The organism is Nocardioides glacieisoli, assembly GCF_004137245.1.
In the GTDB taxonomy this organism is placed as follows: Bacteria; Actinomycetota; Actinomycetes; order Propionibacteriales; family Nocardioidaceae; genus Nocardioides; species Nocardioides glacieisoli.
On record NZ_SDWS01000007.1, the window covers coordinates 1 to 25541 of the forward strand.

The following is a 25541-nucleotide window of genomic DNA, read 5'->3' on the forward strand; positions in this document are numbered from 1 at the left end:
AGGATCACGCGGTGGCCGTCGTCTACTTCAACGACACGCTCACCGCGGAGCCGTACACCACTCTGCTGGACTCAACTGCATCAACACCTCGGCTCATCTGGCCATCACGCATTACCTGTGCGCTGCGAGCGTCGACGACGAGGGAAGAGACCTCACCCCACGGCTCGCCGAAATCCTGTGCATCGACCCTCGTACAGCACGGCGGGTTGCGGCCGCGGTCGCCGAGGGTTGCCGTGACCGAGCTGGGAAGGGCTGAAGATGTCCGTGCCCTTCGAAATCGGTCCAGGGCTGACTTGGAACCGTGGCACCACTCGCTGCGACTTCGTCAGGATGAGTAACTCGGGAGGCATCCTCACCGGGTTGGTCAAGCGAGGAGATGAGTACGAGGAACTGCCACTCGCCGAGCTGGCATGCGAGATCGTCCTCGAGACGTGGGCAGCGCGGCCGGACCTGCAAGAGCGTGCCGACGACGATTGGATGATCGCTGGCCTGTCAGACACCGCGCACGCTGAGATGCGCCGCCGGCTGACCGCGGTGATGGAGGTCACCACAGGGCTGAGACCCGGCAAACCTGCGCGACCTGAGTACGACCTGCTCACCACCACCAAGACACAACGCGTGGAGCGCAAAGCTGTGGAGGAGCTCGTCAGCACGCGGACCGTTCAACGGTGGATCGAGGCCCACGACGACAGCGGGGATGCCGGTCTGGTCCATGGCAACCGTCACCTCGGTACCGCCGCAGACCTGCACGATCCAGACGTGGTGCAGATCGCCCTCGCGTTGGTGGAGGAGGAACTCACCCGGTCGGACAAGTCGCAGCAGAACCTCGTCGGTCTGCTGAACCGACGTCTGCGAGACAAGGGTCAAGACACATTGAGCGTCTACCAAGCCAGCAAGCTGCTGGACGAGGTGTCACGTGGGATGAGCCTGCGAGGTTCGGCGAAGACCAGCAAGTCCAAGGCCAGCCGCCCGAAGGGTGGACGAGGACATGCGCGACCAACCGTTGCCAACGAGGTCTGGGAGATCGACTCATTCCGCCTGGACGTGCTCGCCTACTCGCCGCTGACCAAGATGGGAGTTCCTGCCTACGCCGTCACGATCGTTGACGTGTGCACCCGCGTCCTGTCGGCGTACGTCTCACTCACTCCACCGTCTGCGACCACGGTGGCCCTGGCGCTGCACCGGCGGATGAACCCGCTGCTCCTCGATCGGTCAATGACGCCAGCGGGACCCGCCATCCCTCACGCAGTACTGACTGTCGAGGACAGCCCGCTCGTCCACCCGGGCGGCATACCCGGAGAGATCCACGCCGACCATGGCGCCGATTACGAGAACCAGATGGTCTTGTCGCTGCTCGCCACCCTGGGCATCGACCTGATCTTGGCGCGGCCGCGCACTGGGTCGGACAAGCCGCATGTGGAGTCCGCGATCCGTACGCTCAACCACACGGTCATGCAGCTCCTCCCCGGGTACAAGGGCCGCTCCGCCGACCACCGCGGCGACCACCCGCACCGCGAGTCCCTAGCCACACTCGATCAGCTCAAGACGATCATGGACGGCTATTGCCTGGCGTACAACAACACTCCCCACACAGGCCTCGCGCACCCTGGTCAGCTGGGCACGTACCAAACCCCTATGGAGGCCTATACCGCCAGCGTCCTGGCCGGAGCACCCCCTCGAATGGATGCTGACGTCAACCTGGTGTTTCGGTTCATGCCCACCAAGACTGCTGTCGTCAGTGGTCGCGGACCCTCTATCGACGGGATCGTCTACACCAGCGAGGACACAGAGGTGATGCGCCGCATCAGCGCTGGCGACCGCCACGTCCCGGGTCGACCCCTCGCCTTCCACCACGACCCGAGCGACCGTTCACACGTCTATTGGCACGAACCCGGCACCGCCCGCTGGCACGAACTCACGGCGCAAGGACGTGACGACGAGGCAATCCCGCCACTGAGCGACGAGTTCTACCAGCGCGCTCTCGACACCGGTTCGCATCGTCGACCCAACAAGCAGCACCGTGCCGACGCTGCACTCGCGATCGCAGACGAGATACATCGTGTTCTCACCACAACTGACGGAGCCAAGGCTCTGCGCCGGGAGTTCAGCCGTTGGCAGGAGCGTCTGCAACGGCACGCGAGCACCACCCCGCCTGGCGCAGCGCACGGCGTCAGCAAAGCAAAGAGTGGACGCCATCGAGCACCCCGGTCGGGAACGACGGGGGAGGCACCCGTACTGGACCTCGATCTGGATGCATACGTCGAAGAGGTTGAGGGCGAGTTCGACGCCGAGACCGAGCCACCCGACCAATCCGCCGCAGCGACGGTGAGGGACGGAGACGAGTTCTGATGCTGGTCAACATCGAGGACCGCGGTGCATGGCACGAACTCGACGTCCTCTCGTCACGGCGCGAGCCGTTCGCAGTCAACGACGATCCCTCCCACGTGGCGCAATGGATTCACTCGGTGTACATCGTCACGCAACGCGACGCCGACCTTCTGCGAGCGATCCAAACCACGTTGCGACGCAATGGCGCCACCAAACGGCACTGGCTCGCAGTTGACGGCGCGGCCAACACCGGCAAAAGCGAGATGCTCCTCCGCTTTGCGATCGGCTTCCAGCGCGACACGGACCCTGCGCCATGCGACGACTTCGTGCGCCTGCCGATCATCTATGTGCAAGCCGACTCCGGCCAGCAAGGAGCCGGACTGCTCCGGGCCATCGCAGAATTTGCCGGAGTTCCATCACTGGGCAATGAGGATCAGTTGCGCCGGCGGCTCGCCCGCGTGCTGCCCAGGCTCGGCACGGTCATCGTCATCGTCGACGACGCCCACATGCTCCGCCGAGCGTCGGACCGGGCAACCAGGCTGTCGGACTCGCTTCGGGCCACCCTGCGGCTGCCCGTCACGTTCATCTTCGCTGGCGCCGGAATGCACGGCTCGGCCCTGCTGCGAATCGGTGGACCTGAGGGGTACGAAAGCACCGATCAACTGCGGTCACGACACACGATGCTGAAGTTCGAACCCCTGCGGCTCCCGCGCGACAAGGACTTCTTACGGCGCCTCCTCGGTGACTACCTCAAGACCCTCGGCGCGCTCCTCCCACACCTGCAGACCCCGTTTCGCAGCGACAACGCCGCCCTGACCAAGTTGATCGACCTCACCGGCGGAAAGATCGGCGCCGTCATGGGCGTCCTCAAGGACGGCACCATCGAGGCCTATCGGAGCGGTACGCCTCTGACCTCTGAACTGCTCCTCACGCTCGCCTCACCCGAGACGACGCCGGCGCCATGACCATGACTCAACCTCGCGAGATTCAAACAGCGACTACTTTCGCCCTACGCGCCGGACCTGGCCGAGGTGAGTCGCTCGAGAGCTTCGTTCACTGGTGTGCCCGCAGGCTGTGCTGCTCACCCGCCGCAGTCACGGAGCACCTCGGCTTACCCCTCTCGACCTCCGCCGGGCACCTCAACCGCGACCTCGCCGACCCGGACCTGGCGCGGGCAGCACCCATCCTTGGCGTGCCCACCGAAAGTCTGCGAGACGCCACGCTGCGGAAGTGGGACTGGCTCCGACTCCGCCCCGAACGCGGCAAACGCGGAAGCCCCTTAGGAGCCTGGCAGCGCGGCAGCGGAGCGAGGTACTGCTACGCCTGCCTGAACGAATCCGAAGGCCGGTGGCAGCTCGCCTGGTACCTCCACTGGACCTTCGCCTGCCCCAAGCACGGCGTGCTGCTCCATTCCACGTGCCGCGGTTGCGGCCGTGCGCCTCGTACGCAGAAGCCCAACGCGTCGAGCCTGACCGACGCCAACGCCCTTGATCTGAACTGCGGATGCGGATCGCAAGCCATCAGGTCAATTTCTGAGTCACGACTCAGCCACGACGACCCCCGGCTGGCCACGCAACAGCGGATCGCCCGAGTGCTGTCGCTGGCACCTACGGACCAGGCGGTCGCGCACACCGCCGGAGTCGCCACGCCAGCCAGCGAGTGGCTCACCGATCTCACCTTGGTGACGCACTTCATCGTGCTTTCGTTGGTCGCCGAAGGCAACAAGGACGCCTTCACCGCCTCGACGTCCGGCTACGACGTCGAAGAACTCGCGAAGCCGACGGCATGGCGCGCGAGTCTCGCCGCTCGCGGCGCACGATCGACAACACGGGGGGTGACCCCGCAGGTCCTGCAGCGCGAGCTCGTGACGTCGGCCGCCGACGTCGGTGCCTGCGTCACCCTCGCCGACACCCTCTTGGCCAGCGATGACGTCGATCACCTGCGAGCCGGCTTGCTCTGGATGCCCACCAGATGGCGGGTCCAGACCCAACAGCGGGCGGCGCGCGGCCAGTTCGCGTGCTCCGACACGCTGATGGAAGCCATTGCCGGCCACGTACGACAGACGCGCGACAACTGGTTCGCCGCACTTCGAGCCAAGCACCGGCTCCGACCGGAACTGGACGACCACGTCACCCAGCACTTTCCAGCTGCCCTTCATCCCCGGGTTCGCCCTTGGCTGACGGTGATCCGCGGTGATCTCAGCGAGGCCGCAGTCATCGCTGGCTTGCTCGCCGGGAGCCGTCACCCCAAACGCGTCCACGACACGGCACGCCACCTTGGGCTGGCACACGTGGCCTCCGACCTGGCCGACGCATGGGTTCAGCTCACCTCAAGCCCGAGGGCAAGGCCCGATATCAAGACCATTGCCGGCTGGCTCCTCGACGACGGGTACCAACGCAACCCAGTCCACTTCGCGTCGCGACGAGAACAACTACATCGACCGACGCCACTGCCCGACTCCGTGGCGCGCGCGCTTGCGCGACTCCTACAGACTCGAAACTCCCCGACCCTGCGGTGGATGGCCTCGTTGTACGTCTGGGAGAGAGTCACCGGCTCCGACGCCCTCCTCACCCCCGAGGCCCTATCCGCATACGGGGCGTTCCGCGTCCGCTACCGGCGGGTCCGCGAACGGTGGAACCGTTGCCTGCCACTGCCGTTGCGTGACTTCTTGAGCGACATCAGCGCCGGTATGACCACCCCGCCCGGAATCAGGCCCTTCGATTCCACTCGGGGATCCGACTCTGCCAGCGACTGGCACATCTACAGCGCCATGGAGCCGCATCTACTTCCCACGCCACTTGTCGCCTCCAGCGTTCTTGCTCCCACTGACCTCCTCGGGGCGAGCGCAACCCAAATCGCTCAAGCGCTGGCCGCTGACCCGGAGGCTGGGTGGTGGGGGCGTGTACGACTCCTGTGGATGTTCGGTCTCGCCCGCCGAGTAGACCCGACCGCCCCCTGGCTAGCGGAGGCACGACATGCCTTGGCGGAACTTGCTGGAGTCTCCGAGGTGCCGGACTCAACAGGCAGTAGCCCCTGCGACGCGCTACTGGTGGACCTCCTCACCATCTTGCGCACACGAGAAGTTCCGCACGATTGCATTTACGAGGGGTGATCCTTGATGACCGCGAACATCAGGTGGATTGCGGACCAGCTCCGGGCGGAGCGGGCCGTGGCCAAGCTGAGCCGGTCCGAGCTAGCCAGACGGTCAGGTCTGTCTGGGGCGACGGTTGAACGGCTCGAACGAAGTGAGCGAACCATGCGCATCGACCAGTTGCTGGCCATCTGTGACGGACTTGAAGTCAAGCCGGCCTCCTTCCTCGCTCGGGCGGAGGAGCGTCGCGATCGCCGGACAGACACGTCGCCATGACTAGGACCGCGCTCATCGTCGACGTGGACGGAGTCGTCTCGCCAATCCACCCGACGAAGCCAACGTGGGGAGACGAAGTCCGGGCCGGGCAACTGTTCGGGCCCGTGGTGGTGTCACCGGAGCTGTGTCGTCGCCTCGACGCGCTGGCAACCCATCCCGGTGTAACAGCGGCGTGGCTCACGGATTGGAGCGCGGAGATGCGCGCGGGGATGGATCCATGGCCCGGCCGCCTCTGGGCTGACATCCCGGAACCGAGTTCGGACGGCCTCCACCACTCATGGTGGAAGTTGCAGGCACTCGACGAGTGGCTCGGTGCGCGGCCAGAGGTCACCACGATCGTGTGGTGCGACGACCACCTGAGGACACCACCACGAAGACTTGAGGTCCACGAGCGCCTCGCCAGTCGCGGTCTCAACTTCCTGCTGATCGCACCGAGCACCCCCGTCGGACTCAGCAGGGCACACCTATCCCGCATCGAGACCTACTTAGCGGAAAGGCCAAGTGAGTGACCAGCGAGGACCCCTTCAACCCGGCTGGCACCAGCGAGGCTCGGCGGAGGCAGGCGCGTGAAGCCTCGCCCAGGGCGAGGGCGCGCAGTCACGAGGTGCCGATTCGGACGCCGCGAGGATTGGATGCGGTAGTCGCGATCCTCCCGGCGGGCTTGTCGCACAGTGAACGCGTGGCGCTGGTCAACACGCCTCACCCGAGACTCGACGGGTTCACTCCACTGGAATGGCTAGTTGAGAATCGGTCCGCCTCGGAGGTCATCACCGCTTTGGCGCAAGACGACCTGCCCGCTACCGCCGCGACACTGGCGAGCGAGCTCGTGAAGCTCCTCGGCGCGGACCTGGTCGCCTACATTGCGTCGCTGCCAGACGCGGCCACGGTGATTCGGTGGACTGACAGAACGGAGACACCTGACTCCGACACCCTTGCTCGCCTCAGCATTGCCTTTCACGCCGCGTTCACGCTGCAGGTCCGCATCTCCGAGGCTGAGATCCAGGCTTGGATGCAAGTAAGAAACCCGAGACTTCATGACGTATCTCCAGCACGAGTGCTGCGTCAAGACCCCATCGAATTTGCCGGCCCGACCGTGCTGGCGGCCGCCCGGTCCTACGCCGCGGCGGCGGGAGCCGACCTCGACCCGGGCTTTGAGAAAGTGCTGGCTCGCGCACGCGAGCTGTGGGCGGAGCCCTCCGCCAGTGAGTGGCTTCGTGGCACGAGCAGTCACCTCAACGGTGCCAGACCGATCGACCTCGTGCGCCTCGGGCGCGCCGCGGAGGTTCTCGGCGCCCTCGATGCGGTTGAACAGGGAGGGATGGGTTGAGCGGGCCTGTACAGCCCGATTGCCCAAAATGTTCCGCGGCCGCCCGTTCTCCAGCACCAATCGGTCGGTCCTGCGGGCAGTACGCACCCACACAGCAAGCGCGGTGCCTCCTCTGCGTAGTCGTCTCCTCGAGAGACCAGCACCCTGAAGTTCGGAGTCGCGGGCCTCCTTTGAGCCGCATAGGTGACCGCTCGGGTACAGGTTCCATCAAGATTGGCAGGTGCACCCGAACGAGATATCACCTAGTCGCTCGGCGCTGATCTTCCCGCAGCGGCGGCACTCCGTGCGGTGCGGGTCACTGGGCATTGACGGGGTGGTGAGCGGTCCGAGGTAGATGAAGCCGTGCTCCTCTGCGGTGGCCTGTGCCTTTTCGAATGACACTGGCTCGATGCGGGCGTAACCGCGTTGAAGTTCCCGCTCCGACCGCGCCCACTCTCGCCAATAGCACGCTCGGCATGTGGTCTCGCCCCAGTCGTTCTTCTCCTGCACATACTCGAATCGGTAGTGCGCCACGGTTCCGCAATGGATGCACCTAGTCAGGAGCCAGTCGGTTGTCCGAGTGAAGGACTCCAGTGCTTCCAGACCGCCTACACGCAAGATGACCGCGATGTGGTCGTCGCAGTAGGTCGGCTTGGTGCGCGTCTTGAATGCGGCAGCATCACCGCAGCCATCGACCGAGCAGACCTGGTCCGTTGGCACCCGCTCTCGTCGCAGGGGCCGTGGTGGCTTGGGCGGCGCTGGGACTGGGCGCTGGTCAAGGGGAACTGACCGCAATCGGTCGCGTGTGGGTGTGGCAGTCGGAACTGCCTCTCCTTCGTCGGCCAATAGACCTTCGATGACGGTGAGGGCTTTGCCGTCGAGGCATCGCAGGAAGTCGTCCTCGGTCATCACCTCGATCGCCTGACCCCTGTCCTGCAGGTCGAACGCCTTCCGCGTCTTGCCGGTGACGTTCGAGTCGGGGCGAAGGACAGCCGGGTTGATGTCCCCGACGACGAGAACGTTGGTCTTCTTCGTCGTGTTCTGTTCGGGGACGGCACCAACTCGGGCGCACTCCTGGCGCGCGACGTCGCGCGTCATCGACATCAAGGTGCCTGTGAATACAACGACCCTGCCGTAGAGGTATCCATCCGGGTCGGCATCGGGGTTGACCACGATGGGTGTGAAGTTCCGGGTGCCAGTCCCCACCGCCACGCTGCCGGCGTACAGGCCGCTGCCCATACGGCCGATGCTCATGCGGTGAGCCGACGCGAGCTCGGCTAGGTCAGACGCTCCCGCCGCGCTGGCAAGCGCCCTCACGATGCCGACGACTCCGTGCGCGTCGGCCAACGGGTCATGGTGCTCACCCATCTCGAACCCGCACGACTCCGCGACGTACGGGAGCCGGTACGACGGCAGGCTCAACGCTCGGCGTGCCATGACCATCGTGCACAGGAAGCGCAGCTCCGGCCACTCGATGTTGTCCACCGCGCAGGCATAGCGGATCACGCCGATGTCGAACCCTGCGTTATGCGCTACGACTACGTCATCCCCGATGTAGTCCACCAGGGCCGGGAGAACGGCGCTCCACCGCGGAGCCTCGCGCACCATGTCGGCGTCGATCCCGTGCAAGGTCGAATGGAAGCTGTCGAAATAGTCGACCCGAACGGGCGGCCGAATAAGCCAGCTTCGCTCGTCCACCGGCTGTCCGTTCCGGACACGAACTAGACCCACCGCGCAGGGTGATCCGCGGTAGGCGTTGGCGGTCTCAAAGTCGATCGCGGTGTAATCCAGCATTCTCAGACCAGCGGTTGCTCGTGGACCCGCGGCACGAACGCCTCGGGGAAGAGATCAACCTGGGGCGAGCTCATCGAGTGAGGCATGATCCACGGTGTCTCACCGGTCTTGGGCCTGGCAGTACGACGGCGACGCTCTTCGTCGGTCCTGAGCCACGCGGTCCACGCCTTGGCGAGAAAGTTCGCTGTGGTGAAAGCGCGCCCAGTCGCAGTGTCCTCGTCGGCCACGAAGTCGGCAGCCTTGGGGCTGGCTGGAAACGTCGGCAGCTTGACCGACGCCGATCTTGTGGTGCGCTTGAAGTCCTTGACCGCAAGCAGGATTGCGTCTCGCTGGGCCTCTGTGGCCGTGACGAGATCCTCGATGTCCGACACCGTGAGTGGAGTTCCCTCTACCGGCATTCCGTCGAGGTGGCTGCCATCGGTGACGAGCACCGCTGTGCAGCGCGTCAGCGACGACACAGCTGCGTGCGCCTGGGCGTCGTCTGCGGCTTCAAGTTCTACTGCATTGACGTGCCACGCCTGCGTCCCTTTAGCAGTCGTCACCCAGATAGCGATGGCGTCACCGCCAGGCTGTCGGTCAATGGTCGCAATCCCACGCATAACCCGTCCCCCGATTCCCGCGATCGATGGACCGCAGAGCGACGCTAACGAGAACGAGGGTCGTTCGTCAGGCGTTTGAGGACCCGAGCCCACCCGCGGCGCTAAGACGCGCCTGTTCTTGCGGGCAGCGCGTTGCCACGCGTTCGGAAATGCGGAGTCCTGGCCGACCCGCGTGCGCCTACGCTGGTGACATGGCACAGATGCGCGGGGAAGGGACGCTGACGGCAACGGCATCCGTGGGCTATCCCAACGGACTCACCTGGACGCACCAATGGCTCAAGGCATCTCAGTATCTTGGGCGGCTTCGTCAGGTCTACGCGGGAGAGCCGCTCAACAACGTTGACCTGACTGCCATCGTGGATGCCTTCATGATCAGTTGCGCGCATATGTGGGATGCGTTCAAAAATGACGCTGCACTACCGGCTATTTCCAAGACGGATGTTGAGGCGGCGATGCAGGCCGACGCAAGTCTGCGACTGTGCCGTGACTTCGCGAACACGTCGAAGCACCTGAAGCGACGTGGCAAGTCAGAGGTCGAAGCAACGGTCGTCGAGGCCGGAAGCAGTGGTAGCGGCAACTTCGTCACGATCGGCTACGGCCCGGGCACGAATCCCCGAGCATCAACGGTGGATGCCCTCGAGCTCGCCGACTCCGCCTATGCCGCTTGGCGGAGCTTCATGGCAGCACATGGCATCGAGGATCCGACCCACGTCACTGATGCGCTGCTCAACCCAGCGAATCCATAGGAACCTGTTGGGCGAGCACTTGCAGGCGCAGGACTCGCGCGGAAAGACTGCGCTGCCTCTTGTCGCCATGCAGACACATGTGCACGGACGCCTTCGTCCCGTTGGTGGCCGCGGACATGTCCCCATAACGTTGTGACAGTTGCTGTCGAAGCCCACGAAGGATGCGCTGCCGATGCTGTTTTCCGAGTTCGTGTCGGAGCGTGTCGGTTGGTATGTGTACGCGCTCCAAGATCCCAGGGACGGCAGGGTCTTCTACGTTGGGAAGGGTCGCGGGAATCGCGTATTCCAGCACGCCCAAGCTGCACTTGCGACGCAGCAGGACCATGAGATGAGCCCGAAGATCGAGTTGATCAATGCCATCCATGACGCGGGGCTTCAGGTCGGCACCTTCATCCTCCGGCACGGCATCAGCTCGGAAAGCGTGGCCTACGACATTGAGTCGGCCGTCATCGACGCGATGCGGTTGCTTGATCCGTCCTTGGACAACGATCGCTTCGTTCTCACCAACCTCGTGCTTGGCCATCATCATGCCTCTCGCGGTCTCGCATCTACCGATGTCGTCATCAGCCTGTTCGATGCCCCGCAAACGCCGGACATCGTCGATCCGGTGCTTCTCATCAAGATCCCCGGCCTCTGGCATCCGTCGATGTCGGCCGAGGAGCTCTACCGCGCCACGCGCTTCTGGTGGAAGATCGGCCCGCGTCGCGAGAAGGCGAGGTACGCATTCAGCATCAACCGAAGCGTCATCCGCGAGGTCTACTCCATCGAAGGCTGGCGTGCTTGGACGGACGAAGAATCGGACCGCCCGGGCACGACGCGATGGGGCTTCCAAGGCGCGGTAGCGCCCGAGATGCGGCACTACGTGAACACCTCGGTCAAGCACCTGTACAAGAAGGGTGAAGCGAGTCCGATCAAGTTCGTCAACTGCTAGATCGCGAAGCAGCGTCAGGCAGGCGGCGAGAAGACGCAGGGCTAGGTCGTGTTATCGGGAGGCCCAGCGAAACGGAGTCGTACTGCCCCTGGCGAATCCGCGGCGATTAGAACTAGCTAATCTCCGAGCGCCTGCACACCAGGAAGGGTGGTCGGGGGGAGCGGCCAGCCGTGCTTTTCGTGAATGTTCCTCACCTCGCCCAAGGCATGAGTACGGAGAGAGTCCATCTCATCGATCTTGTAGCCCTCCTTCCGGAACCGCCGAAGGTTGTGACCAAGGACGTCGGCCCAAGTCCAGTACGGCTGTGTCACGTCAAGGCGGCGTTCGGGGGTGTCGTCAGGCGAAGAGTCATTCATCGCCTGTTGGGCGTAGGCGGAGCCCAGCGCCCTCTCGGCCTTCAGCCAGGGGTCGAGACCCTCCCATCCCAGGTCGTCGGCAAGGGCGATGCCCGCGATACGGAGGTTGGCCAAGCGCTCACCCACAGGCTCTCGCGACGGATCGAAGCCGATCAGGCGCTGCACGGCATCCTGCACCGGAGACCAGACCGCCGACGCCTCCGCTCGCTTCGACAGCTCCAGTGCCTCGGACGAGCGTCGGTTGGACAGGACGGTTCCGGCGATAGCGACGACGATCGCCAGTCCCGAGAACACGAGCGCGATGATTTCCATGGGCGGATCGTGCCAGAGCGGCGCCCGGACAACGAGCGTCCACGAAGGGCACCGTTTGTTCGACGACCGCTCGACTCTAAGTATCCGCGCGACCAACTCGCCGACCGCCTCCCGGCTCAGAGTCAGGATGGTCAGCTCGCGCCAGGTCGCCATCTCGAGCACGTGACCACCGGCGCGCGGACGAGGCGAGGCAACGCTTCACGCGGGGCAGTAAGGCCCCAGCAACGGTGAGTGTCGGAGGAACCGCCGATACTTCTCTCAGGTCGCATTCAAACCACGGAAGAGGGCGCCGAAGATGGCTCGGGGAGAACCTCGACAGGAAGGGGGGCACTCAGCGGTCTCCGACTACATGGTCATGGTGGGACGTCACAAGCAATGGCTGACGGGGCCGACGCGTCGAGAGAGCATTACTTTCAACGAGTTTCGGCAGGTTGTTCGCCGATACCGGCCGTCGGAGCTCTTGCCTGCTCTCGCTGAACTCTCCTTGGCCGGTGGGGAACCGCCCTATGAAGGGAACACGCTTTCCAGCGTCCCGCCGTGGGCAACCGCGCTCGCGGCCCGTGAGTCCGTTCTCTGGGGCAACGAGCATCGTGATGCCGAGGTGACTGGCGACAGCCTTCGCGTCCTCATCAACGCACACAACGACATCTATGAGCGTCCCCCGACACAGGAGAGGGACGGTTGGGCCCATGCCCTCATGACTCGGCTCGCCTACGAGCAGTTCCCTTATCAGGAATCCATCTTCGAAGAGGTGAGTCGCTCCCACGCGCTCATGGTCGAGGGTGCGTCCGAAATAGCTGTGGAGGTACTGGACGACGCAGCGTGGAACCGCCTCCTTGGGGCACCGCTCGGCGAGGTCGTGGGGGCCACGTTCTTCCTCCAAGTTGCCGCGAACAGCAACAACGGGTGGTTCGACTCCGACTTCCTTGATCTCGACGACCTGCAGTCGCTTTACGACATCTGGCCACGGGCCGTTATTGAAGACCGTGCCCTGCAACTTTCCTCGACCTTCGAGGAGTTCAAGGCGGCGTACGAGGCCGTGCCCCACCCTCCAACCGGGTATGAGCGCTACGCCTACAACCCACTTATCAAACGGCCATTCCTACGCATGCCAGACGGCCGGTTGCTTGCGCCGCAGCCACGCCTGATCCTCCGAACCGTCAGTCCCGGCGCACTGTATTACCGGGGTATGGACGAGTTCGGACAACCATTCTCTCGCGACCTCGGCAACCTCACGGAGCACTACGTCGGCAAGCAACTCGGGGCAATCCAACCGTCTCCAGAACTGCACCCCGAGATCGTGTATCGAGAAGCCAAGGACGAGAAGAAGAGCATCGACTGGTTCATGGTGCTGCCCTCAGTCGTCATCATGTTTGAGGTCAAGTCAGCGCGCTATGGCCTGCTCGACCGCGCTGCTGTCGAGGGCTACCAGGACAGAGTCAAGGCCCTCCTGAACAAAGCTATCGATCAACTCGAGCGTTCGTCCAACGCGCTCGACTCCCAGAACCCGCATTTTGCGCACATTCCCAGCGACCGCCCACGCGTCGGTGTCGTCGTCACGGGTGAGCCGTACTACCTGGCCAACAGCCCGTGGACTCGGGACCTGCTCACAGCTACCCCCTTCCCAACCCTGACGGCTTCTTTGCGCGACATTGAATTCCTCGCCGGACTTCCACTTGACGAAGTTGAACTACAGCTGGTGCAGATCGCCAACGATCCCGAGCGCTCCACATGGAGTCTGGGCAATGCCCTCGACAAAGCGCGTGGCTCCCGTAGCCCCGTCCTACAGCGCGCTTGGGACGCCTATCCGTGGCCCGAAGCCCTGGTCACCGCAGAGTCGGCCTGACCGCCCCCGCATCCGTCAGCATCGAATCCTTGGACAGATCTCCTCGACCTCGGGGCGTCGAGAAACCGCCGGACCAACCCGTCGCCCTACACGCGGGCGATGAGCCCGCTGACGACGCACTCCGGGTCGGCAAGCGGAGCATGACGCAGTGTGCCACTGCGGAGGTGTGTCCTTCTGGGCGAACTGGGGCATCGTCGCGCGACTCATGGGCCTACTCGGTGTGCTCGCCTGGTGTAGTGACAGATTCGTTTCACACGAGGTGGACAAAGTCTGCTCGACCAAGCGTGGCTCCGATGACAAGTTCCAGTGACGCCGTCACTCAGCCCGGATGCCGACGATTGGTCGGTCTGCAGTAGAACGTTCCAATCTGCAGTTGCTGCGTTTAGAGTGACCCACCTAGATCGAGGGCAGCTGCGCGGGTACAAGGGAGTTGCCCACCAGTCCGAACATCCACACGCTCCCGACTGGCCAGTCGCCGCGCCGGCGTACCGATACGCACGCGGACAACTCGCCCGCATATCCGAGGAGCACGTTGCCTCCGGTCTCACGGCGCCCTCAGATATCGCGTACCACCGGATGCTGCATGCTCTTCGGTCCGTTCTTGCCGAGGATTCGGTTTACCCCACGATGTCGATCGACGAAGAGGGCGGAATCATTGCGGAATGGCGCATTGCTGCCTTCGCTCTAGAGATCGACGTCGATCCGGAGGGTGGGTTCTCCTACACGGTGCGGCGCGATGGGATCCGGCTGCGCGGTGGACGTTCCCAGACGCCGCTACGAAAGATGATCAGAGACGTGTCAGCCGTCGTCGCGCTCGCGAACCCAAACTGGCGGTCATTGTTTCAGCACGCATCGGCCCGAACCGCACGGTGACATCCGCCTGGATCTGGGACGACCCCGAGATCCACTCCGATCAGCTCTTCATGCGCAACGTCCCGCGCAAGCCTGCCTTCGTGATCCCCAACCTGGTTACACGCAGACTTGAGGTGAAGGCTGCGGCGCTTCGGTTCGACGCTGACGGCATGTCCGTAATCTCGTCCGATGTCCTGGCATCAGAGGGACATAGCCGAGGTGCCGTCTGCAACTGGGATACCCACACGAGCGTTGAGTTCGCCGCGGGGACTGCACGCAGCACATCGGAGGCGGGTGTCATCTACAACCCCGTTGATGATCACCCCGCAGGTGAGGCGATCGGCAAAGCCCACTCACTCGTACGTACCCGCGAGACCGAGCCAGATCGCACTATCCGGCGGAACATCCAAACGGCGATCGCTGCACAGTGTCGGTGGCTCGACGAGGACCCCCACAAGCCGAACGAAACTGCCACCGCTGCAGAAAGCGACAGTGACGAGGCTCATGGTGCGGACGACATCGAACCGAACGGCGAGGGCCAGGTGACCTGAAAGCGTCAGGCCCTCGACGATTGTGGTGATCCATCTGCAGAGTTCCATTCGATCTACGCGGTCGCGCTTGCGTTGCGACCCAGCGCGGAAATCAGGGACACCCTGCCCGGCCGTACCCAGATCCCCGGAGCGACTCCTGGACTGCAGAACGCCGTCAACGGTGGCGTCCACACGGACCCATCGTCGTACGAACGGTCCACACCTTGGAAGTCCCAGTGACAGACAATCACCGCAAGGGGCCGGCCAGCGGTGAGGTCTGGAAAACCTCTATTCCTTATCCCACCCTGACTCTTCGCCCCCAACTGTCTCGGCACCCTTGACGGCGGGCCGGTCCAACTGGCAGAAGTTGTCAACAACATTCGGCTGGGCGGACGGGGGATCTACGTGGCTGAGAGTGGAGCTCACCTGGTCGGGGCATACGGCCTCTTCTGGGATCGAGGCGAGGTCCAGTGGCAACCCGGCTCTGGCCGGTCATGGCAACTGCTCGGACGTCGCAAGAACAACCGCGGCACCCTGCAGGTGTGCGACTTCCGAATCGCGCGCGGCTTCTACTTGCTGCTCAACGACTACGGGGTGACGTACGTCGGCATCGCCCGCGGCGCCCAAGGCTTGGGTGGCCGCCTACGAACCCACACCCAGCCCAGCAGCAAGCAGCCCAACGAGATGCGACACGCCCCAAAAGACTGGAATCGCTTCTGCTGGTTCAGCTTCGACGACGTGGCAACGCCTCGCTCCGAGAGCGCCCGCAAACAACCGTGGCGAGAGCTCCAACTCAACAACCAGGCCCGAGCCATCAACGTCGAGGTCTCGGCACGCGAGTTCGAAGCACTCATCATCAAAGTCCTTGGCATCAAGGCCCAAAACCAGATGAACTTCCTTAGGGGCCAGCCGTGGGAGCAGACAACGGTAACTGACTGTCTCCCAGGAGGGGCACTGACCAAAGTCGACCCAACCAAGATCACGGATTCCTGGTACCGAGAGGTCCTGGCGGAGCGCAACCAATGACGCCGCGCACTCCAATCACAGACACGACCGGCAGCCAGGTTGCCCACCGCCGCGTCCGGACGGGCAACGGCAATGAGTAAGCAGGTGCTGATCGACGCACCCACCATTCTCGCCAAGCTCGCGATGCAAAGACCGGTGTTCCACTCGGAGGCGGACTTCCAGTTCGCGTTCGCCTGGGAGGCCAAACGGCTGCACCCTGACCTGAGTGTGCGCCTGGAAACGCACCCCGAGCCCGCCGTCCGTCTCGACCTCGAACTCTTCGACGAGACTGGCACCATTGGCGTTGCAGTGGAGTTGAAGTACATGACTCGGTCCTGGTCAGGGTCACAAGGCGCCGAAAAGTATGTGCTGAAGAATCACGGCGCCTCGGATCTGCGCGGATACGACGTGGTTAAGGACATTGGACGGGTCGAGCGGTTCGTGGCCGCCCGCCCAGGGTGGTCCGGAATCGTCATCGCACTGACGAACGAGGGCGGCTACTGGCGACGACCAAGCCACGGGCGTCCCACGAACGCGGATGCCTTCCGCCTATACGAGGGCTGCGTTCTGGATGGCGAACGCAGTTGGGGCCCCAACACCGGCGGCACCGCCCGAGGACGTGAGGCCCCGCTCAACCTGCGGAACCCCTACGTTCTTAAGTGGGCTGACTACTCACGACTGGACGCCAGTCCGGCCGGCACGTTCCGATCGTTGGTGGTCCCGATCTCCGGGTTAAGAACGAACGGAGCCGATCGGTGAATGCGACGGTGGGTATCGACCTCTCGGCAGAGCCGAAAGGCACGGCCATCGCATGCGTCGACTGGACTGATCGCGATGCTGGTGCGATCAGCAACAACGCCACGCTGCATCACCAAGTCAACTACCGCGTCGCAGGCGAACGCTGGCCGTCGGCGTACCCAGGTCGTCGACGCAGTGGTGAAGGCCCGAGACGCACTGCCCGGAAGGGAGGCCTTAAGAGACTCCTAAGCACCCTTGTGGACATTGTCCTTCATCAGACCCGGCGGCCAGCGCGGGTCCAGTGCGAGGACAGGCGTGAGATGGCTCAGACAGGAAGCGGCGAGATTTCGTGCTCCACAACGTCAACCCTTCGAACGAACGTGCGTCGGGGTGACGTGGGATGAGGGCCCTCCCAGGGGTGCTACGACCCGCTACGGCGACGGCCCAGATACGCCCAAGTAGCCTTACGGCCCTACTCGCTGCCTCGGCGATCGCCGCCGCCGCGCTTCTTGTCCCCGTTGTTGCGACCCATGCGGACGAATATGTACCCGTCGGTGGCTACTGGAGCGGGACCGTCACTGCTCACGTCAATGTGTCTTACAACTACAGCGGCCTTCTAGGGTCGGCGTCGGGGACGACAGTTTTCAACGTCCAACGGGCTGGCGGGAACGAGACTGGATCATTCGAGACCAGCGAACCCGACCCCATTTGGAACCCGGGCGGAGGGGTTTCAACTCTCGCGTCACAGTCCTACACCGAACGGTTCACTTGGGACCGGCGGTCCTGCTCGTTGATGATCGGCCCCTCCAACGGGGGCTACATGGGGATTAACGCCTGGGTTGCGCCGGACAATGAGCCTGCAGGCATGCACATCAGCTTTGGCGGCTGGGGCACTGACAGGTTCCTCACTGCCAACAGCGAAGATGATTACACCCCAGACGAGTGCGTTGATGGCCGCCCTGGGCAGCGGGACTGGCTCTACGGGCCACTGACTCTGTGCGAAGGCGCTTTGGCCCGCTACGTGCTCCCTGCCTACGGCGAGGTGGTCTACGAGGACTGGGATGACAACGGCGTAGCCGATCGGCACACAGTGCTGCGCGGCAGCAAAACCCAGTCCGTTCCGTGCGACCACCCCGATGAAACGGGATCTGTAGTTTTCGACTTCGACCTGCGCTTCTTCCCAATCCGAGGGGAGGAGGGGTCGGACTCCGACGGCGACGGGATCCAGGACTACTTGGACAACTGCGTCACAGTGCCTAACCCGGAGCAGCATGACACCGATATAGACGGAGTCGGTGATGCCTGCGACGCCACCACCGACCCGCCGCCACCTCCGCCCGAGGTAGACCCTGATGAGTGGTGCGACACCAATCAGCCGCCAGGAGTGACCGCGATCTCCGCCACGCCGCTCGATTGGACGCAGGGCCGTGCGGCGACGGGCGCAGGAGTTCAGACACGCCTCGCCGTGACGGCGAACGACCCCGACGCTCAACCGCTCACCTTCGAGTGGAATTTTACCGACGGTGCAACCGTGGGCACCGGGACCGGCAGTGCAACGACCTACCGGTGGCCTACCGGACCTGGCAGTTACCGCGACCGGTTGGCTACCGTCATCGTGCGCGACTCATGTGGCGCATCGAGTTCCGCGAGCCTGCCCCTGTGGGTGTCAGGAGATCCCACCCTCGACTTCGCGCCCCAGGTACAACTGCACCCGGATGAGAAGTGGTGGCCCATGTCGGCCAACAGGTTCGTGAAGCGATCGAAGCTTGCGTACATCGAGGAGATGCCGAGAGGTCTACCCGACCGGCGCGAGATCTTGGCTTCTGTCGGCAAGGTGTCGTCGAAGAGGTTGGGGCGAGGCGGTTACACCTACAAGGAGACATCGCTGTTCGGCAAAAGCATCATCTCGAGCGACGACCCCACTCGGCCATACGACAACGCAACCTCTCGCAGCAAGAAGTCCGGCTTCTACCTAGACCTCAAGGACGCAGACCGGCCGGGAACGCCGACAGGTCCGTGGCCCGCCTACCTACAGGTCAAGAAGGACAAGTTGGTTTACTGGTTGTTCTACGGGTTCTCCCAACCCGTCCTCGGTAGCGGAAGGCCCTCACCCCTCGGGCACGAGGGCGACTGGGAGCGAATCATCGTCGACCTGAACGACCAGATGGTGCCGTCCCGCCTTGGGTACGTCGCTCATCACGAGCCGGTGTCCTACGCCCCGTACCTAGGGGCATACCGCGCAGCGGACCCCGCGTCAGCGCAAAACCGCGGTCTGGCCGGTATGGGCTACGTTGCCAAACTGGGTCACGGCACCTATCCGACGGCGGGGGTGACCTTCACCTGCGTTGCAAAGCTATGTCTCTCCGACCATCGCAGCCAAGGCGGCACCACCTGGATGGTGCGAGACCTCGTCGTTGACGTCGAAGGCGAGGGCTGGTTCGGACGGGCGAAGGACCACGCTACGTGCCCCGGCAACCGTAAGGCCTGTGGGTTCGGGGGAGCTTGGGGACACCGCGGCAGCCTCGCCGACTTAACCGGACCGTCGGGCCCGTCGGCTTACAAGTCACCGACAAAGAACTGACGCCACACAGGGCAAGTCTCTGACCGCCAACTGCGACGTCGCCTTGCTGCAGATTCAGGATCCTTCTACTGCAGACTCGACGATTGTTGAGCGCGGACGATCTGCAGATTCAGTGATCGTCGGCACCGGACCCACCGGGTGCGCGAGGTCGTACGCCCTCGCCACCTTCTGCGGCACGACCATCCGCCAGGCGTCGACGACGAGCTCGCGCGCCTCGCTCGCCTCGAGCTCGGCGAGGGTGGCGTGCACCCAGTGGAAGCGCATGTCCGACTCGCTGGGCAGCTGGAAGCGCGGGTCGCTCTCGACGAGCGCGAGGCGCTCGTCCTTGGGGAACGCGAAGCCCATCACGGACTCGTCGAGGGAGAAGGCGACGTAGACGATCGAGCCGACGCGGAACTTCAGCCGGCCCGCGACGTGCGCGACGTAGGACCGCTCCAGGCCCTCGCCGAGCGGCAGGACGTCGTCGACGACCGCCATCGGGACCCTCCTTTCCCCAGCACCTTCGAGTATGCGTCGGCGCGGCCGTGGAGAGCGAGGGGAATTCAGACCGACCGTGTCGATATGTGGAACCACGTTCGACAATGTGAACTGTGAGGCGTACGGTCGGCACCGGTTGTGGCAGGCGTCACAACCTTGTCTCGCTCGAGTCCGCACACCGAGCCCACCCGATTTCCTTGTCGGAGGAGCCCGTCGTGCCCCAGTCCCGCCGCCTGCGTCGCATCGCGACCGCCGCGCTGACCTGCGTGTCCCTCGCACTCGGAGCTCTCGCGCTCACCCCAATGGCCGCCACTGCAGCGGTCGGCGACACCCAGATCGCGTGGGTCGAGGTCGAGGACGGGGTGATCAGCGGCGGTCCGGCGCTCAACTCGGGCGACCACGGCAACTTCTCGGGCAGCGGCTCCTACACGTTCCGCGAGACCGGGATGACCTCCTCGATGACGGTGACCGCGCCGGAGGCGGGGACGTACCCCGTGTGGATCCGGTACGCCGCCGGCCCGCTCGGCGGCGCCGAGGACGTCACGCGCTCCATGGGCCTGACGACCAACGGCTCGCGCCAGGTCGTCAGCTACCCCCTGACCGGGAGCTGGGAGTCGTGGGCGTTCGCCAGCGCGACCGTCACCCTCGACCAGGGCGCCAACACGATCGCGCTCAACTGCCAGCGCAACCTGCCGACCGAGATGTGCCGGCTCAACCTCGACGCCATCCAGGTGGGCGGGCTCGCCGCCGACACGTGCGTCCCGACCGCGGTGCCGGCCGGAGCGGCGCGGCTCTTCGACGGCACGTTCGCGACCTTCGACCTGTGGCGCAAGGCAGGTGGCGGTGGGTTCGGTCGCCAGACCGACTGCACGATCCGCGGCTTCCGCGGCCCCGGCAGCACCTGGACCCAGGCGACCACCAGCCAGCAGGCGAACCCCTACACGCTCGTCCTCGACTGGTTGCGGCGCGACGCCGACGACGCGTCGAGCGTCTACGTCGGGTCGGCCACCTCCAACGTCACGAACCCGACCACCGGCTACCGCGTGATGATCGGCGCCACTGACACCGCGACCGTCACCTCGGCCGACGGTGCCTTCACCCAGGCGGCCGACGCGGCCGCGCTCGCCGCCGCCGTGAAGCCGGTCAACCAGTGGAACCGGTACGCCGTCCAGGTGACGCCGGCCCGCATCCGGGTCCTGCTCAACGGCACCGTTGTCAACGCCGTCGACCGGACCGTCCCGCTGGGCGGGTACATCGGCCTGGAGAACCGGAGCGCGGCCGCCCAGGTCGACTTCCGCGACATCCAGGTGCAGCCCGGGGTCGACCTCGGGCCGATCGCAGGCCCGGCGAAGCGCGCGACGAAGGCCGACGGCACCACGCCGAACCCCGGTGGCGAGTCGACGCTCGCCCACCTCGTCGCCGACGCCCAGCGCTGGGCGACCCGCGGCGCGAGCGGCGGCACCGCCCGCATCGCGTTCGCCAGCCCGACGGCGCTGGAGGCCGACCTCGTCCCCACCGCCGCGAGCGTCACCTACGCGCAGGCAGCAGCCGTCGTCGACGCCGAGCCCCTCGTGAACATGCGGCTCACGGGCGCGCAGATCAAGACCGTGCTCGAGCAGCAGTGGCAGACCACGTCCGGCGGGCAGGTGCCCACCCCGGCCTTCGTCCGCCTCGGCGCCTCGTCGGGGCTCACGTGGACCCACGACGTCAGCCGCCCGCAGGGCGACCGGATCACCGGCACGTGGCTCGACGGCACGGCCCTCAACCCGGCCGGCAACTACTCGGTCACCGTCAGCCAGTCCCTGGCCGCCGGCGGCGACAACTTCCGCGAGTTCACCGACGGCCTCGTGCCCCAGGTGCGCCAGGCCACGACCGTCTCCGCGCTCGCGGCCTACGTCGGCGACGGCTCGACCACCGCTCCGCTCGCCGTGCCGCAGTCCCAGCGCGCGGTCGGCGTCAGCGTGCCGGGTGGTGCCCCGTCGTCCTACGTCGCCGGGACGACGTACGCCCTCGACCTCAGCTCCTGGTCGTACTCGAACGCCACCGACCCGCAGGACGCGACCGTCGACGTCACCATCGCCGGTCGTCCAGTGGGCAGCTTCCCGGTCGACGCGACCCGCACCGACAACGCCTTCGACGAGGACGGCAGGGTCGCCGTGCGCGCCACGATCCCAGCCGACCTCGCAGCCGGCACCGCGACAGTGCGGATCGTCGGCACCACGACCGGCACCACGGTGACCCGGACGATCGCGGTGACCGCCGCACCGCCCGCACCCACCCCGACACCGACACCGACCCTCGTTCCGACGCCGACGCCGACTCCGACGCCGCTGCCGACCCCCACCCCGACGACCTCGAAGGTGAAGCCGACGCTGAAGGTGAAGGTCAAGCCCGGTCGCGTCACGGCCAGGCAGACCCGGGCCCGGCTGGTCGTCACCGTCGCCTCGACGGGCTCGACGCCGACGGGCAAGGTCACCGTCCGCGCCGCGGGCAAGACGTACGTCACCAAGCTCCGCGGCGGCAAGGCGACCGTCACCCTCCGTGCGTTCACGGCGGCCGGAAAGGCCAAGGTGAAGGTGTCGTACGCCGGTGACACTGCGACGCTGTCGGCCGCCCGCACCCTCAAGATCGCGGTCCTCGCCCCCTGACGGACGGACCCACCGGGGGGTGAGGCGATCGGTCGAGGGACCGACCTACCGTCGTGGGGAACCGGTCGAGCTCCAGGAGGATGACCAGTGCCCCACCAACCGCCCCAGGACGTCCAGGAGGCAGCCCAGCGAGCCCAGCGCTGGATCGAGGAGGGCAGGGCCGGCAAGGGTTTCACCGACACCGGCCGGCGCCGCGCCTCGCGGCTGGCCAAGGGCGACGAGGTGAGCGACGACGTCGTGAAGAAGATGCAGGCCTACTTCGCACGGCACACCGTCGACAAGGACGCCGCGGGGTTCACGCAGGGCGGTGACGGCTTCCCGTCGCCCGGCCGGGTGGCCTGGGACGCCTGGGGAGGCGACGCGGGCGAGCGCTGGGTCGGGACGATCGATCTTGACTGACGCCACGTCCCTGATCAGCCTCACCTACACCAGTGCGGCCACGCGGCTGCTGTCGGTCGGCGAGCTCGTCGAGCTGATCGAGCAGATCCGGTCCAGGAACGAGCGCCTCGGCGTCACCGGGCTGCTGCTCTACAGCGGAGGCAACGTGATCCAGACCCTCGAGGGCACGGCGGACGCCGTCGACGCCGTCTTCGAATCGATCCGGACCGACCCGCGCCACGGCGACATCCACGTGGTCGACCGAAGCGAGGTCGAGGAGCGGTCCTTCGCCACCTGGTCGATGGGTTTCCGCAACGTCTCGGGCCGCGAGGTCGCTCAGCTCCAGGACTTCGGCGCCTTCGCGCGCGAGTCGGTCGGCCGTGACCTCTCCGCGCACGCCGCCTCGGCCTTCGAGCTGTTGGAGAAGTTCCGCGTCGGGGTGCGCTGAGGCCCGCGCGGCACACGTGTCCGACAAGTGGCCCTCGGAGGCTGTGCTCGAGGGCCACATCGCGGACACGTGTCCCGGTGGCGGCGGCACAATGGCGGAGTGCAGATCCCCGACCCCGCCCTCGTCGTGCTGGTCGGCGCCTCGGGCTCGGGCAAGTCGACCTGGGCGGGCGCGCACTACCGCGCGAAGGAGGTCGTCTCCTCCGACGAGCTCCGCGGCATTGTCGGCAGCGGTCCGCACGACCTCGACGCGTCGACCGACGCGTTCGCCGTCCTCGAGACGGTCGTCGCCGCACGGCTCGGCCGTGGCCTGACCACGGTCGTCGACACCCTCGGCCTCGACCCGTCGAAGCGGCAGGCGTGGCGCGACGCGGCTCGCGCAGCCGGCCTTCCGGCAGTCGCTGTCCTGATGGCGACGCCGGACGCCGAGTGCCGGCGGCGCAACGCGTCCCGCGACCGGCCGGTGCCGGCACCCGCGCTGGCCGGGCAGCTGCGGTCGGCGCGCGACGTACGACCGCTCCTGGACGACGAGGGCTGGGACCTCGTCGTGCCGGTGACGGCCGAGCACGTGGCGGACGAGCCGGCGCCCACGGCACACCCGACGATCGACGACCGCACCTCGAGCCTCGGCCTGCGCGCGGTGCTGCAGGTGTCGCGGTTCCCGTGGGGCGACGACCCGCTGGCCTGGCTGACCGGGATCGCGCACGCAGCGGACGAAGCCGGCTTCGCGGGGCTGGCGCTGATGGACCACCTCATCCAGGTGCCGCAGGTCGGCCGGGCCTGGGACCCGATCCCGGAGCCGTGGGTGACCCTCGGTGCGATCGCCGGCCTCGGCACCGGGCTCGAGCTCGGCACCCTCTGCACCCCGGTCACCTTCCGGCCGGCCGGCATCATCGCGAAGGCTGCCGCGACGCTGTCGGCACTCACCGGCGGCCGCGCGTTCGTCGGCATCGGTGCCGGCTGGTGGGAGCGCGAGCACGCGGCGTACGACATCCCCTTCCCGCCGGCGCGCGAGCGGCTCGACGACCTCGAGCGCGCGATCGTGACGATGAAGGCGCTGTGGGCGAGCGGCACCAAGGCGTACGACGACCACGGCGTCGTGCTGCCGGAGACGACGAGCTATCCCCGCCCGGACGGGCCGATCCCGGTCGTCGTGGGCGGGTCGGGTGAGCGCCGCACGCTGCGGATCGCGGCCGCGCACGGCGACGCCTGCAACCTGCGCACCACCGACGAGGCCGAGCTGGCGCGGCTCATCGGCGTGCTGCGCGCGCACTGCGACGACGTCGGCCGACCGCGCGAGGACGTGGCCGTCACCGTCCTCGACCTGCCGGTCGTCGGGAGCGACCGCGACGACGTGTGAGCTCCCGAGGACGTCCTCGCCCTTCGGGGGCTGAACCGCTGACCGAGCGGCCCGTAGGGTCGTGGGCATGCAGACTCGCACCCTCGGAAACCAGCAGGTCGGCGCCATCGGGCTCGGCCTCATGACCTTCGACCAGACCGGCACGCAGCCGCGCCAGCAGCTCCTCGACACCGTCACCGCCGCCCTCGACGCCGGCGTGACGCTGTTCGACTCCGCCGACGCCTACGGCCCCGGCGACGAGCTGGGCGCCGACGCGCAGGGCGCGAACGAGCGCCTCATCGCCTCCATCCTCGACGAGCTCGGCGTGCGCGACCAGGTGCTGCTCGCGACCAAGGGCGGCCACGTCCGCACCGATGGCGGGAACTGGGAGGTCGACAGCTCGGCGGCCCACCTCAAGAAGGCCGTCGACGAGAGCCTCCAGCGGATCGGCGTCGACCAGATCTCGCTGTGGCAGCACCACCGCCCCGACCCGAAGGTGTCCTACGACGACGTGATCGGGACGCTCAAGGAGATCGCCGACAGCGGCAAGGTCGCCCACATCGGCCTCTCCAACGCCGACCCGCAGCAGATCCGCGACGCACACGCCGTGCTGGGCGATGCCCTCGTGAGCGTGCAGAACCAGTTCTCGCCGGCCTTCCGCAGCTCCAAGCCGGAGATCGACGTGTGCGACGAGCTCGGCCTGGCGTTCCTCCCGTGGAGCCCGCTCGGCGGCCTGTCCGACGCCAAGGAGCTCGCCGAGAAGCACCCCGCCTTCGCCGAGATCGCGGCCGACCGCGGCGTCAGCGCCCAGCAGGTCGCCCTCGCCTGGGAGCTCGCGCAGTCTCCCGTCGTCATCCCGATCCCCGGCGCGAAGCGGCCCTCGTCGATCACCGACTCCGCGGCTGCCGCGGACCTCGAGCTGACCGCCGACGAGCTGTCGCGCCTCGACGCGAGCTGAGCC

The 25541-nt window shown here is 66.1% G+C and carries 23 protein-coding genes; 19 read left to right on the forward strand and 4 right to left on the reverse strand.

Translation table 11 applies throughout. From position 1 onward, the window contains the following. Window positions 1-264 precede the first annotated feature (264 nt). The 6 genes from EUA06_RS15075 (at window position 265) to EUA06_RS15100 (ending at window position 7022) form a co-directional block, all read left to right on the forward strand. A complete protein-coding gene (locus tag EUA06_RS15075; protein WP_165354408.1) occupies window positions 265-2349 on the forward strand; it encodes a DDE-type integrase/transposase/recombinase in 2085 nt (694 codons plus the stop codon). Beyond that, on the forward strand, window positions 2349-3293 hold the full coding sequence (locus tag EUA06_RS15080) for an AAA family ATPase (protein WP_129477275.1): 945 nt from the start codon (window positions 2349-2351) through the stop codon (window positions 3291-3293). Before EUA06_RS15075 ends, EUA06_RS15080 begins: the two co-directional genes overlap by 1 nt. 2 nt (window positions 3294-3295) lie before the next feature. Next, the gene (locus EUA06_RS15085) at window positions 3296-5440 is read left to right on the forward strand and encodes a TniQ family protein (RefSeq protein ID WP_242498200.1); all 2145 of its coding nucleotides are present in this window, start codon (window positions 3296-3298) and stop codon (window positions 5438-5440) included. Between the two features lie 6 nt (window positions 5441-5446). Continuing rightward, complete coding sequence (locus EUA06_RS23395; protein ID WP_129477279.1) at window positions 5447-5695, forward strand: helix-turn-helix domain-containing protein; 249 nt, start codon at window positions 5447-5449, stop codon at window positions 5693-5695. After that, window positions 5692-6204, forward strand: a complete 513-nt coding sequence (locus EUA06_RS15095; protein WP_129477281.1) for an HAD domain-containing protein — start codon at window positions 5692-5694, stop codon at window positions 6202-6204. The genes EUA06_RS23395 and EUA06_RS15095 overlap by 4 nt, the downstream gene beginning before the upstream one ends. Before the next feature lie 170 nt (window positions 6205-6374). Continuing rightward, entirely contained in the window at window positions 6375-7022 is a 648-nt protein-coding gene (locus tag EUA06_RS15100; protein WP_129477283.1) for an antitoxin Xre/MbcA/ParS toxin-binding domain-containing protein, read from the forward strand. A 207-nt stretch (window positions 7023-7229) separates the two neighbouring features. On the opposite strand, the gene EUA06_RS15105 is transcribed toward EUA06_RS15100, so the two are convergent. Together EUA06_RS15105 and EUA06_RS15110 are read right to left on the reverse strand one after the other, a co-directional pair. Then, complete coding sequence (locus tag EUA06_RS15105; protein WP_129477285.1) at window positions 7230-8795, reverse strand: exonuclease domain-containing protein; 1566 nt, start codon at window positions 8793-8795, stop codon at window positions 7230-7232. A gap of 2 nt (window positions 8796-8797) precedes the next feature. After that, window positions 8798-9337, reverse strand: coding sequence for a hypothetical protein (locus EUA06_RS15110; RefSeq protein WP_129477287.1), 540 nt, complete (start codon window positions 9335-9337; stop codon window positions 8798-8800). A 248-nt stretch (window positions 9338-9585) separates the two neighbouring features. On the opposite strand from EUA06_RS15110, the gene EUA06_RS15115 reads away from it, so the two are divergent. Continuing rightward, the gene (locus EUA06_RS15115; protein ID WP_129477289.1) at window positions 9586-10140 is read left to right on the forward strand and encodes a hypothetical protein; all 555 of its coding nucleotides are present in this window, start codon (window positions 9586-9588) and stop codon (window positions 10138-10140) included. Window positions 10141-10279: 139 nt separating this feature from the next. Beyond that, window positions 10280-11071 carry an LEM-3-like GIY-YIG domain-containing protein gene (locus tag EUA06_RS15120; protein WP_129477290.1) on the forward strand — a complete coding sequence of 264 codons (792 nt, stop codon included), beginning with the start codon at window positions 10280-10282 and terminating at the stop codon, window positions 11069-11071. Between the two features lie 116 nt (window positions 11072-11187). Here EUA06_RS15120 and EUA06_RS15125 read toward each other — a convergent pair whose 3' ends face one another. Continuing rightward, a complete protein-coding gene (locus tag EUA06_RS15125) occupies window positions 11188-11739 on the reverse strand; it encodes a hypothetical protein (RefSeq protein WP_129477292.1) in 552 nt (183 codons plus the stop codon). Between the two features lie 358 nt (window positions 11740-12097). Between EUA06_RS15125 and EUA06_RS15130 the strand changes: the two genes are divergently transcribed. The 6 genes from EUA06_RS15130 to EUA06_RS23400 all read left to right on the forward strand — a co-directional run bounded on the left by EUA06_RS15130 (window position 12098) and on the right by EUA06_RS23400 (window position 19291). Then, the gene (locus EUA06_RS15130; protein ID WP_129477294.1) at window positions 12098-13585 is read left to right on the forward strand and encodes a hypothetical protein; all 1488 of its coding nucleotides are present in this window, start codon (window positions 12098-12100) and stop codon (window positions 13583-13585) included. 627 nt (window positions 13586-14212) lie between these two features. Continuing rightward, window positions 14213-14458, forward strand: coding sequence for a hypothetical protein (locus EUA06_RS15135; RefSeq protein WP_129477296.1), 246 nt, complete (start codon window positions 14213-14215; stop codon window positions 14456-14458). Beyond that, a complete protein-coding gene (locus EUA06_RS15140) occupies window positions 14455-14988 on the forward strand; it encodes a hypothetical protein (RefSeq protein ID WP_129477298.1) in 534 nt (177 codons plus the stop codon). Before EUA06_RS15135 ends, EUA06_RS15140 begins: the two co-directional genes overlap by 4 nt. 384 nt (window positions 14989-15372) lie before the next feature. Beyond that, window positions 15373-15993 carry a hypothetical protein gene (locus tag EUA06_RS15145; RefSeq protein ID WP_129477300.1) on the forward strand — a complete coding sequence of 207 codons (621 nt, stop codon included), beginning with the start codon at window positions 15373-15375 and terminating at the stop codon, window positions 15991-15993. Between the two features lie 72 nt (window positions 15994-16065). Beyond that, entirely contained in the window at window positions 16066-16731 is a 666-nt protein-coding gene (locus EUA06_RS15150; protein WP_129477302.1) for a hypothetical protein, read from the forward strand. Window positions 16732-17110: 379 nt separating this feature from the next. Next, the gene (locus EUA06_RS23400; RefSeq protein WP_165354409.1) at window positions 17111-19291 is read left to right on the forward strand and encodes a thrombospondin type 3 repeat-containing protein; all 2181 of its coding nucleotides are present in this window, start codon (window positions 17111-17113) and stop codon (window positions 19289-19291) included. 54 nt (window positions 19292-19345) lie between these two features. Here the strand turns inward: EUA06_RS23400 and EUA06_RS15160 are convergent, their stop codons facing one another. After that, entirely contained in the window at window positions 19346-19768 is a 423-nt protein-coding gene (locus EUA06_RS15160; protein ID WP_242498175.1) for an MmcQ/YjbR family DNA-binding protein, read from the reverse strand. Window positions 19769-19983: 215 nt separating this feature from the next. Between EUA06_RS15160 and EUA06_RS15165 the strand changes: the two genes are divergently transcribed. The 5 genes from EUA06_RS15165 to EUA06_RS15185 all read left to right on the forward strand — a co-directional run bounded on the left by EUA06_RS15165 (window position 19984) and on the right by EUA06_RS15185 (window position 25538). Beyond that, window positions 19984-22416 (forward strand): 5'-nucleotidase C-terminal domain-containing protein, encoded by a 2433-nt coding sequence (locus EUA06_RS15165; protein ID WP_129477304.1) that lies wholly within the window; start codon window positions 19984-19986, stop codon window positions 22414-22416. An 87-nt stretch (window positions 22417-22503) separates the two neighbouring features. Further along, complete coding sequence (locus tag EUA06_RS15170; RefSeq protein ID WP_129477305.1) at window positions 22504-22815, forward strand: hypothetical protein; 312 nt, start codon at window positions 22504-22506, stop codon at window positions 22813-22815. After that, entirely contained in the window at window positions 22808-23242 is a 435-nt protein-coding gene (locus EUA06_RS15175) for a BLUF domain-containing protein (RefSeq protein WP_165354410.1), read from the forward strand. Before EUA06_RS15170 ends, EUA06_RS15175 begins: the two co-directional genes overlap by 8 nt. Window positions 23243-23341: 99 nt before the next feature. Beyond that, the gene (locus EUA06_RS15180) at window positions 23342-24601 is read left to right on the forward strand and encodes an LLM class flavin-dependent oxidoreductase (RefSeq protein ID WP_129477309.1); all 1260 of its coding nucleotides are present in this window, start codon (window positions 23342-23344) and stop codon (window positions 24599-24601) included. A 67-nt stretch (window positions 24602-24668) separates the two neighbouring features. After that, a complete protein-coding gene (locus EUA06_RS15185; protein ID WP_129477311.1) occupies window positions 24669-25538 on the forward strand; it encodes an aldo/keto reductase in 870 nt (289 codons plus the stop codon). Window positions 25539-25541 lie beyond the last annotated feature (3 nt).